The organism is Acidovorax sp. (genome assembly GCF_047607405.1).
Classification (GTDB): Bacteria; Pseudomonadota; Gammaproteobacteria; order Burkholderiales; family Burkholderiaceae_C; genus Acidovorax.
Genome location: NZ_JASGDA010000077.1, coordinates 1 through 13,938 on the forward strand (window position 1 = coordinate 1; position 13,938 = coordinate 13,938).

Genomic DNA, 13,938 nt, shown 5'->3' on the forward strand with positions numbered 1-13,938 from the left:
CTTGGAACAGGCAAGCCGCCCGCAGGCGAAGCCCGCCAGGGCGCAGAAACTCCCAAACAAAACCGCCTGAGAAACTAAATGCCCTTGGAATAAGCATGGCCTGAATATGGCGGGTGAAGGGACTAACTAGAAATAGACGACAGCCGCACCATGCGGCTCCGTCCCATAATACCGGGATATGTTACTCCACCCATAGTAGAATCACCAACCCTCACCCATTTAGCCAAACCTAAAATTCCCCGGATGCACGACAACGCCGTTGCACCCGCCCCGGCGGACCCTGCCCGCCAGCCCAAGCTGCTGGAGCGCATGCGCACTCATTTGCGTGTGCGGCACTACAGCATTCGCACGGAGGAGGCTTACCTGGACTGGGCGCGGCGCTTCATTCTGTTTCACGGCAAGCGGCATCCGCAGGACATGGGCGCGGCGGAGGTGGAGGCGTTTTTGAGCCACTTGGCGGTGGACAGGCAGGTGTCGGCCTCCACGCAAAACCAGGCCAAGGCGGCGATTCTGTATTTGTACAAACAGGTGCTGGACATTGATTTGCCCTGGCTTGACGAGGTGGTGCAGGCCAGGCGCCCCCGCCGTTTGCCCGTGGTGCTCACTCCCTCCGAGGTGCGCGAGCTGCTGTTGCATGTGGACGGCACCGCGGGGCTGGTGGCGCAACTGCTGTATGGCACGGGCATGCGGCTGATGGAGGCGGTGCGGCTGCGCGTAAAGGATGTGGAGTTTGCGCGGCGCGAGATCATCGTGCGCGAGGGCAAGGGCAACAAAGACCGTGTGACGGTGCTGCCCGAAAACCTGATTGCCCCGCTGCAAGCGCAGCTGTACAAGGTGCGGGCGCTGCATGAAAAGGACCTGGCCGCTGGCGTGGCGGGCGTGTATTTACCGCATGCGCTGGCCGTCAAATACCCCGATGCCGACAAAAGTTGGGCGTGGCAGTGGGTGTTCCCGTCGCCGGTGCGCGCTGTGGATCCGCGCCCGGATGCGCGCACGGGCGAGGCGCTGGAGCGGCGCCACCACATTTACCCCGAGTCGGTGCAGCGCGTGGTGCGCGCGGCGGCGCGGCGGGCGCAGCTTGCCAAGCCGGTGTCGCCGCACGTGCTGCGGCATTCGTTTGCCACGCATTTGCTGCAATCGGGCTACGACATTCGCACCGTGCAGGAGCTGCTGGGCCATGCGGACGTCAGCACCACCATGATCTACACCCATGTTTTGAACAAGGGCGGGCGCGGCGTGCTCAGTCCGCTCGATGCGTTATGAGCCAACTGCCCCACTCCCCGCACCAGCCCCTGGCCGAGCGCCTGCGCCCGCGACGCTTGAGCGAGGTGATCGGCCAGCAGCACGTGCTGGGGCCGGGCATGCCGTTGCGGCTGGCGTTCGAGTCGGGGCGGCCGCACAGCTGCATCCTGTGGGGGCCGCCGGGTGTGGGCAAAACGACGATTGCGCGGCTGATGGCCGATGCGTTCGATGCGCAGTTCATCAGCATCAGCGCCGTGCTGGGCGGCGTGAAGGACATCCGCGACGCGGTGCAGCAGGCCGAGGCCGCGCGCGACGGGCTGATGCGGCAGCGCACCATCGTCTTCGTCGATGAAGTGCATCGCTTCAACAAGAGCCAGCAGGATGCCTTCTTGCCGCATGTGGAGTCGGGCCTGTTCACCTTCATCGGCGCGACCACCGAGAACCCTTCGTTCGAGGTCAATTCCGCGCTGCTTTCCCGCGCCGCCGTGTATGTGCTGCAACCGCTGTCCGAGCAGGATTTGAAGCAAATTGTGGCTCTGGCCCAATCCCAGCAAGCGCTGCCAGCTATCGAAAACGAAGCAATCGACCGCCTCGTGGCCTATGCCGACGGCGACGCCCGCCGCTTGCTCAACACGCTGGAGACGCTGGCGATGGCCGCCGCGCAGGAGAAGCTGGATGCCGTGACGGACGCCTGGCTGCTCAAGGTATTGGGCGAGCGCCTGCGCCGCTACGACAAGGGCGGCGAGCAGTTCTACGACACCATCAGCGCGCTGCACAAGTCGGTGCGGGGCAGCGACCCCGATGCGGCGCTGTACTGGCTGGTGCGCATGCTCGACGGCGGGGCCGACCCGCGCTACATGGCCCGGCGTATCGTGCGCATGGCGTGGGAGGACATCGGCCTGGCCGACCCGCGCGCCATGCAACTGGCCAACGAGGCCGCGCAGACCTACGAGCGCCTGGGCTCGCCCGAGGGCGAACTGGCGCTGGCCCAGGCCGTGCTGTACCTGGCCGTGGCGCCCAAGAGCAACGCGGGCTACATGGCCTACAACAAGGCGCGCGCCTTCGTGAAGCAGGACGGCACGCGCCCCGTGCCCATGCACCTGCGCAACGCGCCGACCAGGCTGATGAAGGAGTTGGACTACGGCAAGGGCTACCGCTACGCGCATGACGAGGAGGGCGGCTTTGCCGCGGGCGAGAGCTACCTGCCCGAGGGCATGGAGCCGCCGGGCTTCTACCAGCCCGTGCCGCGTGGCCTGGAGATCAAGATTGCACAGAAACTGCGTGAACTGCGGCAGCTCAACGCATCGGCCCGCCCGGAGGACGCCGAGGGCGGGTGATCCGGGGTGAACCAGCCGGATGCGGCGGGAGCAGAGGCGCTCTTGATAAGCGTCATATCAAATTTCCTGCGGGCATCAATTTGGCTAATGCTCCGCCATGCCCGCTGATGCGCCCAAAACCCCAGGGAAAACCCCCGCCCGGGGCGCCTCGGGCCACTTGTGACTCCTCGCTACAATCCCGACCACCAACCCGCACAGATGCCGTTCTGGCGGGTTTTTTGCTAGATGGCAGTCGGGCCCACAAGGCTGTACCGATTCCGGTGCCAGAGCGGGTGGGCGCGTCACAAACGAAGGACTTCTCTTATGGAAATTTTGCTGCAGCAGATCATCAACGGTCTGGTTCTCGGCAGCATGTACGCCTTGATAGCCTTGGGCTACACCATGGTGTACGGCATCATTCAACTGATCAATTTCGCCCATGGCGAGGTGCTGATGATCGGTGCGCTCACCAGTTGGAGCTGCATCGGCTTGATGCAGGGCGCCATGCCCGGCGCGCCCGGTTGGCTGATCCTGCTGCTGGCCACGCTGATCGCCTGCGTCGTGGCCGCCACGCTCAACTACGTGATCGAGAAGGTGGCCTACCGCCCGCTGCGCAACAGCCCGCGCCTGGCACCGCTGATCACCGCCATCGGCATGTCCATCCTGCTGCAGACGCTGGCCATGATCATCTGGAAGCCCAACTACAAGCCCTACCCGACCATGCTGCCCAGCACCCCGTTCGAGGTGGGCGGCGCGTTCATCACCCCCACGCAAATCCTGATCCTGGGCGTGACGGCCATCGCGCTGGCGTCGCTGGTCTATCTGGTCAACCACACCAACCTGGGCCGCGCCATGCGCGCCACGGCCGAGAACCCCCGCGTGGCCTCGCTGATGGGTGTCAAGCCCGACATGGTGATCTCGGCCACCTTCATCATCGGCGCCGTGCTGGCGGCCATCGCGGGCATGATGTACGCGTCCAACTACGGCACGGCGCAGCACACCATGGGCTTCCTGCCGGGGCTGAAAGCCTTCACCGCAGCCGTGTTCGGCGGCATCGGCAACCTGGCGGGCGCGGTCGTCGGCGGCATCCTGCTGGGGCTGATCGAGGCCATCGGCTCGGGCTACATCGGCACGCTGACCGGCGGCCTGCTGGGCAGCCACTACACCGACATCTTCGCGTTCATCGTGCTCATCATCATCCTGACGCTGCGCCCCTCGGGCCTGCTGGGCGAGCGTGTGGCGGACCGCGCCTGAGGAGCATCACACCATGAAGAACACCAAGACCCACTGGATCATCGGCGCCATCGCGCTGCTGGTGCTGCCGCTCATCCTGCAATCCTTCGGCAATGCCTGGGTGCGCATCGCCGACCTGGCCCTGCTGTACGTGCTGCTGGCCCTGGGCCTGAACATCGTGGTCGGCTACGCCGGCCTGCTGGACCTGGGCTACGTCGCCTTCTACGCCGTCGGCGCCTACCTGTTCGGGCTGTTGGCGTCGCCGCACCTGGCGGACAACTTCGAGGCGGTTGCCCGCATGTTCCCCGACGGGCTGCACATATCGCTGTGGCTGGTCATACCGGTGGCGGCGCTGCTGGCAGCGTTCTTCGGGGCGCTGCTGGGGGCGCCCACGCTCAAGCTGCGCGGCGACTACCTGGCCATCGTGACGCTGGGCTTCGGCGAAATCATCCGCATCTTCCTGAACAACCTGGACCACCCCGTCAACCTGACCAACGGCCCCAAGGGCCTGGGGCAGATCGACTCGGTCAAGATCTTCGGGCTGGACCTGGGCAGGCGGCTGGAGCTGTTCGGCTACGACATCAACTCCGTCACGCTGTACTACTACCTGTTCCTGGTGCTGGTGGTCGTCTCCGTCGTCATCTGCTACCGCCTGCAGGACTCGCGCATCGGCCGCGCCTGGATGGCCATCCGCGAGGACGAGATCGCCGCCAAGGCCATGGGCATCAACACCCGCAACATGAAGCTGCTGGCCTTCGGCATGGGCGCGTCGTTCGGCGGCGTGTCGGGCGCCATGTTCGGCGCGTTCCAGGGCTTCGTGTCGCCCGAGTCGTTCAGCCTGATGGAGTCGGTCATGATCGTCGCCATGGTGGTGCTGGGCGGCATCGGCCACATCCCGGGCGTGATTTTGGGCGCCGTGCTGCTGTCGGCCTTGCCCGAGGTGCTGCGCTACGTGGCGGGCCCGCTGCAGGCCATGACGGACGGGCGGCTGGACTCGGCCATCCTGCGCCAGCTGCTGATCGCGCTGGCCATGATCATCGTCATGCTGCTGCGCCCGCGCGGCCTGTGGCCCGCGCCCGAGCACGGCAAGAGCCTGGCGCAAAAGGCTTGAAGAACACCACCACGGAAAGTTAGCAATGACAGATAAATCCAATGAAGTGGTGCTGAAGGTCGCCGGTATTTCCAAGCGGTTCGGCGGCCTGCAGGCCCTCTCCGACGTGGGCATCACCATCCACCGCGGCCAGGTCTATGGCCTGATCGGCCCCAACGGCGCGGGCAAGACCACGTTCTTCAACGTGATCACCGGCCTGTACACGCCCGACAGCGGCACCTTCGAGCTGGCGGGCAAGCCCTACGAGCCCACGGCCGTACACGAGGTCGCCAAGGCGGGCATCGCCCGCACGTTCCAGAACATCCGCCTCTTTGCCGACATGACGGCGCTGGAGAACGTGATGGTGGGCCGCCACATCCGCACCAAGTCCGGCCTGTTCGGCGCGGTGTTCCGCACCCAGGGCTTCAAGGAAGAAGAGGCGGCCATCGCCAAGCGCGCGCAGGAGCTGCTGGAGTACGTGGGCATCGGCCGGTTCGCCGACTACAAGGCGCGCACGCTGTCGTATGGCGACCAGCGCCGCCTGGAGATCGCCCGCGCGCTGGCCACCGACCCGCAGCTCATCGCGCTCGACGAGCCCGCCGCCGGCATGAATGCCACCGAGAAGGTGCAGCTGCGCGAGCTGATCGACCGCATCCGCAACGACAACCGCACCATTTTGCTCATCGAGCACGACGTGAAGCTGGTGATGGGCCTGTGCGACCGCGTGACGGTGCTGGACTACGGCAAGCAGATCGCCGAGGGCAACCCCGCCGAAGTGCAGAAGAACGAAAAAGTGATCGAGGCCTACCTGGGCACCGGAGGACATTGAGCATGGCCGAGAAAAGCAACACAGTTCTATTGCAGGTCAAGGGCCTGAAGGTGGCCTACGGCGGCATCCAGGCCGTCAAGGGCGTGGACTTTGAAGTGCGCGAGGGCGAGCTGGTCTCGCTGATCGGCTCCAACGGCGCGGGCAAGACCACCACCATGAAGGCCATCACCGGCACGCTGGGCATGAACGATGGCGACATCGAATACCTGGGCCAAAGCATCAAGGGCAAGGGCGCGTGGGACCTGGTGCGCGAGGGCCTGGTGATGGTGCCCGAGGGCCGTGGCGTGTTCGCCCGCATGACCATCACCGAGAACCTGCTCATGGGCGCCTACACGCGCAAGGACAAGCCCGGCATCCTGGCCGACATCGAGAAGATGTTCACCATCTTCCCGCGCCTGCGCGAGCGCAAGGACCAATTGGCGGGCACCATGTCCGGTGGCGAGCAGCAGATGCTGGCCATGGCCCGCGCGCTGATGAGCCAGCCCAAGGTGCTGCTGCTCGACGAGCCGTCCATGGGCCTGTCGCCCATCATGGTGGACAAGATCTTCGAGGTGGTGCGCGACGTGTACGCCCTGGGCGTGACGATCGTGCTGGTGGAGCAGAACGCCAGCCGCGCGCTCGCCATTGCCGACCGGGGCTACGTGATGGAGTCGGGCCTGATCACCATGACCGGCCCCGGCCAGCAACTGCTGAACGACCCCAAGGTGCGGGCGGCCTACCTGGGCGAGTAAGGCCGTTCGTCCCCCTCCAAAAGCGCGGCCCGAGGGTCGCGCTTTTTGTTTTTGGCTGCCTTTGAATGCTATTATTTGCATAGCTGCTTGTGCTTGCTGGATAAGCACTGGAGCCTGATTTTGTTCATAAACCGGTCCATCCCATGAACGCCCTGCAATCCCTGCCCATCCCCTTGCAGACCGTGCTGCTGCTGGTCGCCAGCAACGTCTTCATGACCTTTGCCTGGTACGGCCATTTGAAGAACCTGTCCGCCTCGCCCTGGTACGTGGCGGCGCTGGCGAGCTGGGGCATCGCGCTGTTCGAGTACCTGCTGCAGGTGCCCGCCAACCGCATCGGCTTTGCGCAGTTCAACGTGGGGCAGCTCAAGATCATGCAAGAGGTGATCACCCTCGTGGTGTTCGTGCCCTTCGCCGTGTTCTACATGGGCCAGCCGCTCAAATGGGACTACCTGTGGGCGGGGCTGTGCCTGGTGGGCGCGGTCTATTTCATCTTCCGGGGCGGTTGAAGTTGGGCGGTTAAACTCGCGGCTCCTTTCACGGGGGTGTCACACAACGGTCATCTTCGTGTCGCAATGCGCCCACTGAAAAGACCCGACCAGGAGCCTTCCCCATGCTGTTTGCCAAGCTGTTGCCCCGCGAAGGCAATTTCTTCGAAATGTTCAACCAGCATGCCGAGCGCATCGTCGAAGCGGCCCGGGCCTTCTCGCAATTGGTGGCGAACTACAACGACCCGCATCTGCGCGACAAGTACGCCCAGGACGTGGACAACGCCGAGCGCGCCGCCGACCGCGTGACGCACGAGGTCAACCGCGCCATCCACAAGACCTTCATCACCCCCATCGACCGCGAGCAGATCCACGCGCTCATCAACACCATGGACGACGTGGCCGACCTGATCCAGGACTCGGCCGAGACCATGGCGCTGTACGACGTGCGCCACATGACCGAGGAGATCACGCGCCTGACGGAGCTGAGCCTGAAGTGCTGCGAGCGCCTGCGCGACGCGGTGAAGCTGCTGGACATGATCACCGAGCCCGCCGTGGCCGAAGCCGCGCTCAAGACCTGCGAGGAGATCGACAGGCTTGAATCCGACGCCGACCGCGTGATGCGCAGCGCCATGAGCAAGCTGTTCCGCGAGGAGCCGGACGTGCGCGAGGTGCTCAAGCTCAAGGCCATCTACGAGCTGCTGGAGACCATCACCGACCGCTGCGAGGACGTGGCCAATTGCATCGAGGGCATCATCCTCGAAAATTCTTGACGCGCACGGGCTGACCAGCATGGAAACAGTGCAAACGGCCCTTTGGGTGGTGGTCTTGCTCGTCGCGCTGGCGATCCTGTTCGACTTCATGAACGGGTTTCACGACGCGGCCAACTCCATCGCCACGGTGGTTTCTACCGGCGTGCTCAAGCCCGCGCAGGCGGTGCTGTTCGCAGCGTTCTTCAACTGCGTCGCGATCTTCATCTTTCACCTCTCGGTAGCCGCCACCGTGGGCAAGGGCATCGTGCAGCCCGGCGTGGTGGACACGCACGTGGTGTTCGGCGCGCTCGTGGGCGCCATCACCTGGAACGTGATCACCTGGTACTACGGCATTCCCAGCAGCTCGTCGCACGCGCTCATCGGCGGCATCGTGGGGGCCGTCATGGCAAAGGCGGGCGCGGGCGCGCTGGTGTCGGCAGGCATTCTGAAGACGGTGGCGTTCATCTTCATCTCGCCGCTGCTGGGCTTCGTGCTGGGCTCGCTGATGATGGTGGCCGTGGCCTGGCTGTTCCGGCGCATGCGGCCCAGCAAGGTGGACAAGTGGTTCCGGCGGCTGCAGCTCGTCTCCGCAGGCGCCTACAGCCTGGGCCACGGCGGCAACGACGCGCAAAAGACCATCGGCATCATCTGGCTGCTGCTCATCGCCACGGGGTATTCGGCGGCCAGCGACACCTCGCCGCCCACCTGGGCCATCGTGAGCTGCTACATGGCCATCGGCCTGGGCACCATGTTCGGCGGCTGGCGCATCGTCAAGACCATGGGCCAGAAGATCACCAAGCTCAAACCTGTGGGCGGCTTCTGCGCCGAGACAGGCGGGGCGCTGACGCTGTTCCTGGCGACGGCGCTGGGCATCCCCGTGTCCACCACGCACACCATCACCGGCGCCATCGTCGGCGTGGGCTCCACCCAGCGCGCCAGCGCCGTGCGCTGGGGCGTGGCGGGCAACATCATCTGGGCGTGGATCTTGACCATTCCGGCCAGCGCCTTCGTGGCGGCGGTGGCGTACTGGATCAGCTTGCAGCTCTATTGAATTGATAGCTGCTTGCGCTTGCTGGACAAGCGCTGGAGGCCGATTTCATTGTGAAATTTTGCGTGCTTCCTCGATCTGGTATTCAAAGTACCGCTGGAAGCTGAACGCAATGCTCGCCATCAGCACGGCAGTGCCGATCATCAGCGACGCCGCGATGGCGAAGATGGTGAACCAGTGGGTGCGGCCCGGCGCGGCCTCGGGGTCGGCCTGCGGGTTGAAGCGCGCATTCCACTTCTCGGGCGTCATCAGCCCGTACAGGATGGCGCGCAGTGCGCAGCCCGCGATGGTGAAGCCCAGCAGCGGGATCAGCATCCAGCTCAACTGGTCGTCCTGCCCCAGTGCCTGCACGCGCTGGATGCCATACACGCCCAGCGCCGTGGGCAGCGGCAGCAGCCAGCCCAGCAGGTCGGAGAGGCCGTGCAGGTAAAAGCGGTGCAGGCCCAGCGGCCCGCCGAGGAAGGCCAGCCACGCGGCCACGGTCTTGTTCTTCATGCGCATGGATTCATTCCGGGGAGGTGGTATCGCCCGCGCCCAGGGTCTTTTCCATCAGCACGATGTCGCGCCAGGCGCCGAACTTCCAGCCCACAGAGCGCATCACGCCCACGTCGGTAAAGCCCAAAGCGCGGTGCAAGCCGATGGAGCCCGCGTTGGCCGAGTCGCCGATGACGGCCAGCAGCTTGCGCACGCCCGCTGCCTCGGCCTGCGTGGCCAGGGCCGCCAGCAGCTTGCGGCCCACGCCCTGGCCGCGCGCGGCGTCGGCCACGTAGATCGAGTCCTCGGCCGAGAAGCGGTAGGCCGGGCGCGGCTTGAACCAGTTGCAGTAGGCAAAGCCCGCTACCCGCCCATCCTTCTCCGCCACCAGGTAGGGCAGCCCGCGCGCCAGCACGTCGGCGCGGCGGGCGGCCATGTCAGCCTGGGTGGGCGGGTCGATCTCGAAGGTGCCCGTGCCGGTCAGCACATGGTGGGCGTAGATGGCGGTAATGGCGCAAACGTCTTCGTCGCGGCTGGGGCGGATGGTAGGCATGGGCAGGGAAATGGATATAATCGCGGGCTTTGCTGCGTGTCGCTGGCCGGGTGGTCAGTCGCGTGTCTCAAACGCTGCAAAAATTGAAACCACCCGAAGGATTTGATTATGGTCGTCATTCGACTCTCCCGCGGCGGCTCCAAGGGCCGTCCTTTCTTCAACATCGTCGTCGCCGACAAGCGCGTGCGCCGCGATGGCCGCTTCATCGAGCGCATCGGCTTCTACAACCCCACCGCCAAGGAATCCGAAGAAGGTCTGCGCATCGTGCAAGACCGTCTGACGTACTGGAAGAGCGTGGGCGCGCAGTCCTCGCCTACCGTGGACCGCCTGATCAAGCAAGCCGCCAAGAAGGTTGCTGCTTAATTCCGGCTTGAAAGAAACAAAAGGGCGGGCTCTGAACGGAGCCCGCCCTTTTCCTATTGGCATCGCTATCCCATGAACCTCGAACCCGCAGAACTTCCCCTCGACGCCGTTGAGGTGGGCCGCATCGCCGACGCCTGGGGCGTCAAGGGCTGGTTCAAGGTGCTGCCGTTCAGCAGCACCCCTGAGGCGCTGTTCACGGCCAAGCAGTGGTACTTGCAGCCAGCAGAGCGCGGCGCAAAAACCTTCACCGGCACGGTGCTGCTGCCCATCCGCCAGGCCAAGGCGCATTCCGACTCCGTGGTCGCCTGGGCGCAGGGCGTGGACGACCGCAACGCCGCCGAGGCCCTGCGCGGCGCGCGCATCTTCGTGCCCCGGGCCAGCTTCCCGTCCACCACGGACGACGAGTACTACTGGGTGGACTTGATCGGCCTGGCCGTGGTCAACCGCGAAGGCGTGGCGCTGGGCGCCGTGCGCGAGTTGATGGCGACCGGCCCGCAGACCGTGCTGGTGCTGGCGTATGAAGAAGACGGCAAGGCGCGCGAGCGCATGATTCCCTTCGTCTCCGCCTTCGTGGACAAGGTGGACTTGGCGGGCAAGCAAATCACCGTCGATTGGCAGCCTGACTATTGAGAAGCATGCGCTTCGATGTCATCACCCTGTTCCCTGAGCTGTTCGCGCCCTTCCTCGCCAGCGGCGTGACGCGCCGCGCCTACGCCAGCGGCCAGGTCGATGTGCGCTTGTGGAACCCGCGCGACTACGCCGAAGGCAACTACCGCCGTGTCGATGACCGCCCCTTTGGCGGTGGCCCCGGCATGGTGATGCTGGCCGAGCCGCTGGCGCGCTGCCTCGCGGCCATCCGCGCCGAGCGGGCGGAAGATGCGCCTGCGCCCCTGGTGCTCTTCTCGCCCATCGGCGCGCCCTTGAACCACGCTGCCGTGGAGCACTGGTCTGCCAGCACCGGCGCCATCCTGCTGTGCGGTCGCTATGAGGGCATCGACCAGCGCTTCATCGACATGCACGTCGATCTGCAGATCAGCTTGGGCGACTTCGTGCTCTCCGGCGGAGAGATCGCGGCCATGGCCTTGCTGGACGCCGTGGCGCGGCTACAGCCTGGCGTGCTGAACGACGAAGGCAGCCACCAGCTCGACAGCTTCAACCCGGCGCTGGACGGCCTGCTGGACTGCCCGCACTACACCCGCCCCGAGGAATGGCAGGGCCAGCCCGTGCCGCCCGAGCTCCTCTCCGGCCACCACGCACAGATCGAGCGCTGGCGCCGCGACCAGCGCCTGGCCCTCACTGCCCGCCACCGGCCCGACCTCATCGAAGCCGCCCGTGGGGCAGGGCGCCTGACTCCAGCGGACGAGGCGGCATTGGCCAAATTGCGCTGACGGGTTATAATCGCAGGCTTTCCGATCCTCTGACCGGCCGTTTCTGAAATAGAAACACTGAGACATCAATCCCGATGCAGCCATTTGTGGCGCGGCCAAGATCGCAAGGAAACTTCAAATGAACCTGATCCAGACCCTGGAAGCGGAAGAAATCGCCCGCCTCAACAAGACCATCCCCGAATTCGCTCCCGGCGACACCGTCATCGTGAGCGTGAACGTGGTCGAAGGCACCCGCAAGCGCGTGCAAGCCTACGAAGGCGTGGTCATCGCCAAGCGCAACCGTGGCCTGAACAGCGGCTTCACCGTGCGCAAGATCTCCAGCGGCGAAGGCGTGGAACGCACGTTCCAGACCTACAGCCCGCTGATCGCCAGCATCGAAGTCAAGCGCCGTGGCGACGTGCGCCGCGCCAAGCTGTACTACCTGCGCGACCGCAGCGGCAAGTCGGCCCGCATCAAGGAAAAGCTGCCCTCGCGTGTCAAGGCCGCTGCCACCGCCGCATAAGGTACGCACTGTCCTGGCAAGCCGCTACAGCAATTCGCCTGTAGCGGCTTTTTGTTTTTAACGTGAACCCCACGCACCCTTCCGCCACTGTCTCGCCGGTCATCGCGGCGCTGTCGTCCCTGCCGGACTTCGACCCCCGCAAGGTCCCCGTGCAGGGCATCGACGCGCACCTGCCCGCCGTGCCGCGCGAGGCGCAAACGCCGCAGGCCCTGCGCGCGCGCTTCGCGCACCCGCCGCAGTGGGAGCCCGAGGTGGTGCTGGAGAAGAAGTTCACCAACCGCGCCCCCGCGCACGCCTCGGTGCTGGTGGCCATCGTGCAACGCGCGCAGCCCATGGTGCTGCTCACCGAGCGCACCGCGCACCTGTCCACGCACTCGGGGCAGGTGGCCTTCCCCGGCGGGCGGGCCGACCCCGAGGACGCCACGCCCGCCGACACCGCCCTGCGCGAGGCCGAGGAAGAAGTGGGCCTGGCGCGCGAATTCGTCGAGGTTCTGGGCACCCTGCCGATCTACGTGACCGGCACGTCCTTCATCATCACCCCCGTGGTCGCGCTGGTGCGGCCCGACTGCGTGCTGCACCCCAACCCCTACGAGGTGGCGGACCTGTTCGAAGTGCCGCTGGCCTTTCTGCTGGACCCGGCGAACCACCGCCGCCACGTGTTCGACAGCGATGGCGTACACCGCGAATGGTTCTCCATGCCCTACCAGGACGGCGACAAGAACCGCTTCATCTGGGGCGCGACGGCCGGCATGCTGCGCAACTTCTACCGTTTCATGCAGGCATAAGCGAGGCGCGCAAAGCACGCGCCGCTATCATTGCTGCATGAGTTTCTTCGCCATCCTGTTCGCTCTGCTGATCGAGCAGGCCCGCCCGCTGTCGCGCAGCCACACCATCCACGCGGGCCTGCGCGCCTGGGCGCTGTCGGTCAGCCGCAACTTCGACGCGGGCAAGCCGCACCATGGCTGGGTGGCCTGGGGGCTGGCCGTGCTGGTACCTGCGCTTGCCACGCTGGCGATCCACTGGCTGCTGCTCTGGGGCCTGGGCTGGCCCTTCGCCATGCTGTGGAGCGTGGCCGTGCTCTACATCACGCTGGGTTTTCGCCAGTTCAGCCACCACTTCACCGGCATCCGCGACGCGCTGGAATCGGGCGACGAAGAGGCCGCCCGCGAGCGCCTGGCCCACTGGCAGCAGGTGGACGTGGGAGCGCTGCCGCGCAGCGAGATCGTGCGCCACGTCATCGAGTACTCGGTCATCGCCGCCCACCGCCACGTGTTCGGCGTGCTGGCCTGGTTCTCGGTGCTCGCGGCGCTGGGCCTGGGGCCGACCGGCGCCGTGCTGTACCGGCTGGCCGAATTCGTCTCGCGCCACTGGTCGCCCAAGCGGCGCGGTGGATCGCAGCCCGCCAGCGCATCGCTGCAAAATGCCTCGGCCCAGGCATGGACGACCATCGACTGGCTGCCCGCGCGCCTGACCGCCCTGAGCTTTGCCGTGGTGGGCAGCTTCGAGGAAGCCATCGAAGGCTGGCGCTTCCACGCCCAGCGCTTTCCCAACGACAACGACGGCGTGATCCTGGCCGCCACGGCGGGCGCCATCAACGTGCGCCTGGGCGGCGAGGCCCTGAAGGCCCGTGCCGACCTGCACACGCCCGAGGGCCTGGAGATCGACGCCGACCTGGGCGACAGCGATTCCACCCCTGGCCGCGAGCCCGAGGTGGGCCACCTGCGCAGCGTGGTGGGGCTGGTGTGGCGCTCGGTGGTGGTGTGGATGCTGCTGCTGGCGCTGCTCACGCTGGCGCGGCTGCTGGGCTAGAGCATTTTTGATTTAATTATTTACGATCTGTATGATGCCCCCTCCGAGCAGGAGGCCCACAAATGCAGGCGTATTCCCCAGATTTGCGAGAGCGGGTATTACGGGCGATCGAGCGTGGAGATC

Annotated in this window: 17 protein-coding genes; 15 read left to right on the forward strand and 2 right to left on the reverse strand. The window is 65.8% G+C overall.

The genetic code is table 11. The annotated features are described in order from the left end of the window. The first annotated feature begins 243 nt into the window (after positions 1 to 243). From QM569_RS09080 to QM569_RS09120, 9 genes are all read left to right on the forward strand, one after another. Positions 244 to 1,263 carry an integron integrase gene (locus QM569_RS09080; protein WP_414986911.1) on the forward strand — a complete coding sequence of 340 codons (1,020 nt, stop codon included), beginning with the start codon at positions 244 to 246 and terminating at the stop codon, positions 1,261 to 1,263. After that, positions 1,260 to 2,579 carry a replication-associated recombination protein A gene (locus QM569_RS09085; protein WP_414986912.1) on the forward strand — a complete coding sequence of 440 codons (1,320 nt, stop codon included), beginning with the start codon at positions 1,260 to 1,262 and terminating at the stop codon, positions 2,577 to 2,579. The genes QM569_RS09080 and QM569_RS09085 overlap by 4 nt, the downstream gene beginning before the upstream one ends. 303 nt (positions 2,580 to 2,882) lie before the next feature. Next, on the forward strand, positions 2,883 to 3,812 hold the full coding sequence (locus tag QM569_RS09090; RefSeq protein ID WP_414986913.1) for a branched-chain amino acid ABC transporter permease: 930 nt from the start codon (positions 2,883 to 2,885) through the stop codon (positions 3,810 to 3,812). Between the two features lie 13 nt (positions 3,813 to 3,825). Further along, positions 3,826 to 4,902 (forward strand): ABC transporter permease subunit, encoded by a 1,077-nt coding sequence (locus QM569_RS09095; protein WP_414986914.1) that lies wholly within the window; start codon positions 3,826 to 3,828, stop codon positions 4,900 to 4,902. Between the two features lie 25 nt (positions 4,903 to 4,927). Then, on the forward strand, positions 4,928 to 5,710 hold the full coding sequence (locus tag QM569_RS09100) for an ABC transporter ATP-binding protein (protein WP_414986915.1): 783 nt from the start codon (positions 4,928 to 4,930) through the stop codon (positions 5,708 to 5,710). A gap of 2 nt (positions 5,711 to 5,712) precedes the next feature. Continuing rightward, entirely contained in the window at positions 5,713 to 6,441 is a 729-nt protein-coding gene (locus QM569_RS09105) for an ABC transporter ATP-binding protein (RefSeq protein WP_414986916.1), read from the forward strand. Between the two features lie 143 nt (positions 6,442 to 6,584). After that, a complete protein-coding gene (locus tag QM569_RS09110; protein WP_414986917.1) occupies positions 6,585 to 6,947 on the forward strand; it encodes a DMT family protein in 363 nt (120 codons plus the stop codon). A 104-nt stretch (positions 6,948 to 7,051) separates the two neighbouring features. Next, entirely contained in the window at positions 7,052 to 7,699 is a 648-nt protein-coding gene (locus tag QM569_RS09115; protein WP_414986918.1) for a DUF47 domain-containing protein, read from the forward strand. Positions 7,700 to 7,718: 19 nt separating this feature from the next. Continuing rightward, positions 7,719 to 8,729 carry an inorganic phosphate transporter gene (locus QM569_RS09120; protein WP_414986919.1) on the forward strand — a complete coding sequence of 337 codons (1,011 nt, stop codon included), beginning with the start codon at positions 7,719 to 7,721 and terminating at the stop codon, positions 8,727 to 8,729. Positions 8,730 to 8,774: 45 nt separating this feature from the next. Here QM569_RS09120 and QM569_RS09125 read toward each other — a convergent pair whose 3' ends face one another. Together QM569_RS09125 and QM569_RS09130 are read right to left on the reverse strand one after the other, a co-directional pair. Continuing rightward, positions 8,775 to 9,221 carry a hypothetical protein gene (locus tag QM569_RS09125; RefSeq protein ID WP_414986926.1) on the reverse strand — a complete coding sequence of 149 codons (447 nt, stop codon included), beginning with the start codon at positions 9,219 to 9,221 and terminating at the stop codon, positions 8,775 to 8,777. Positions 9,222 to 9,231: 10 nt separating this feature from the next. Further along, the gene (locus tag QM569_RS09130) at positions 9,232 to 9,753 is read right to left on the reverse strand and encodes a GNAT family N-acetyltransferase (protein ID WP_414986920.1); all 522 of its coding nucleotides are present in this window, start codon (positions 9,751 to 9,753) and stop codon (positions 9,232 to 9,234) included. A 108-nt stretch (positions 9,754 to 9,861) separates the two neighbouring features. On the opposite strand from QM569_RS09130, the gene rpsP reads away from it, so the two are divergent. The 6 genes from rpsP to QM569_RS09160 all read left to right on the forward strand — a co-directional run bounded on the left by rpsP (position 9,862) and on the right by QM569_RS09160 (position 13,815). After that, complete coding sequence (gene rpsP, locus QM569_RS09135; RefSeq protein ID WP_414986921.1) at positions 9,862 to 10,116, forward strand: 30S ribosomal protein S16; 255 nt, start codon at positions 9,862 to 9,864, stop codon at positions 10,114 to 10,116. A gap of 72 nt (positions 10,117 to 10,188) precedes the next feature. Then, positions 10,189 to 10,746, forward strand: coding sequence for a ribosome maturation factor RimM (rimM, locus tag QM569_RS09140; RefSeq protein ID WP_414986922.1), 558 nt, complete (start codon positions 10,189 to 10,191; stop codon positions 10,744 to 10,746). Positions 10,747 to 10,751: 5 nt separating this feature from the next. Further along, positions 10,752 to 11,504: a tRNA (guanosine(37)-N1)-methyltransferase TrmD gene (gene trmD, locus QM569_RS09145; protein ID WP_414986923.1), complete on the forward strand. Its 753-nt coding sequence runs from the start codon at positions 10,752 to 10,754 to the stop codon at positions 11,502 to 11,504. 118 nt (positions 11,505 to 11,622) lie between these two features. After that, the gene (gene rplS, locus QM569_RS09150) at positions 11,623 to 12,006 is read left to right on the forward strand and encodes a 50S ribosomal protein L19 (protein ID WP_056061081.1); all 384 of its coding nucleotides are present in this window, start codon (positions 11,623 to 11,625) and stop codon (positions 12,004 to 12,006) included. 62 nt (positions 12,007 to 12,068) lie between these two features. Continuing rightward, positions 12,069 to 12,791 carry a CoA pyrophosphatase gene (locus QM569_RS09155; protein ID WP_414986924.1) on the forward strand — a complete coding sequence of 241 codons (723 nt, stop codon included), beginning with the start codon at positions 12,069 to 12,071 and terminating at the stop codon, positions 12,789 to 12,791. 37 nt (positions 12,792 to 12,828) lie between these two features. Then, positions 12,829 to 13,815 (forward strand): CobD/CbiB family protein, encoded by a 987-nt coding sequence (locus tag QM569_RS09160; protein WP_414986925.1) that lies wholly within the window; start codon positions 12,829 to 12,831, stop codon positions 13,813 to 13,815. Positions 13,816 to 13,938: the final 123 nt, after the last annotated feature.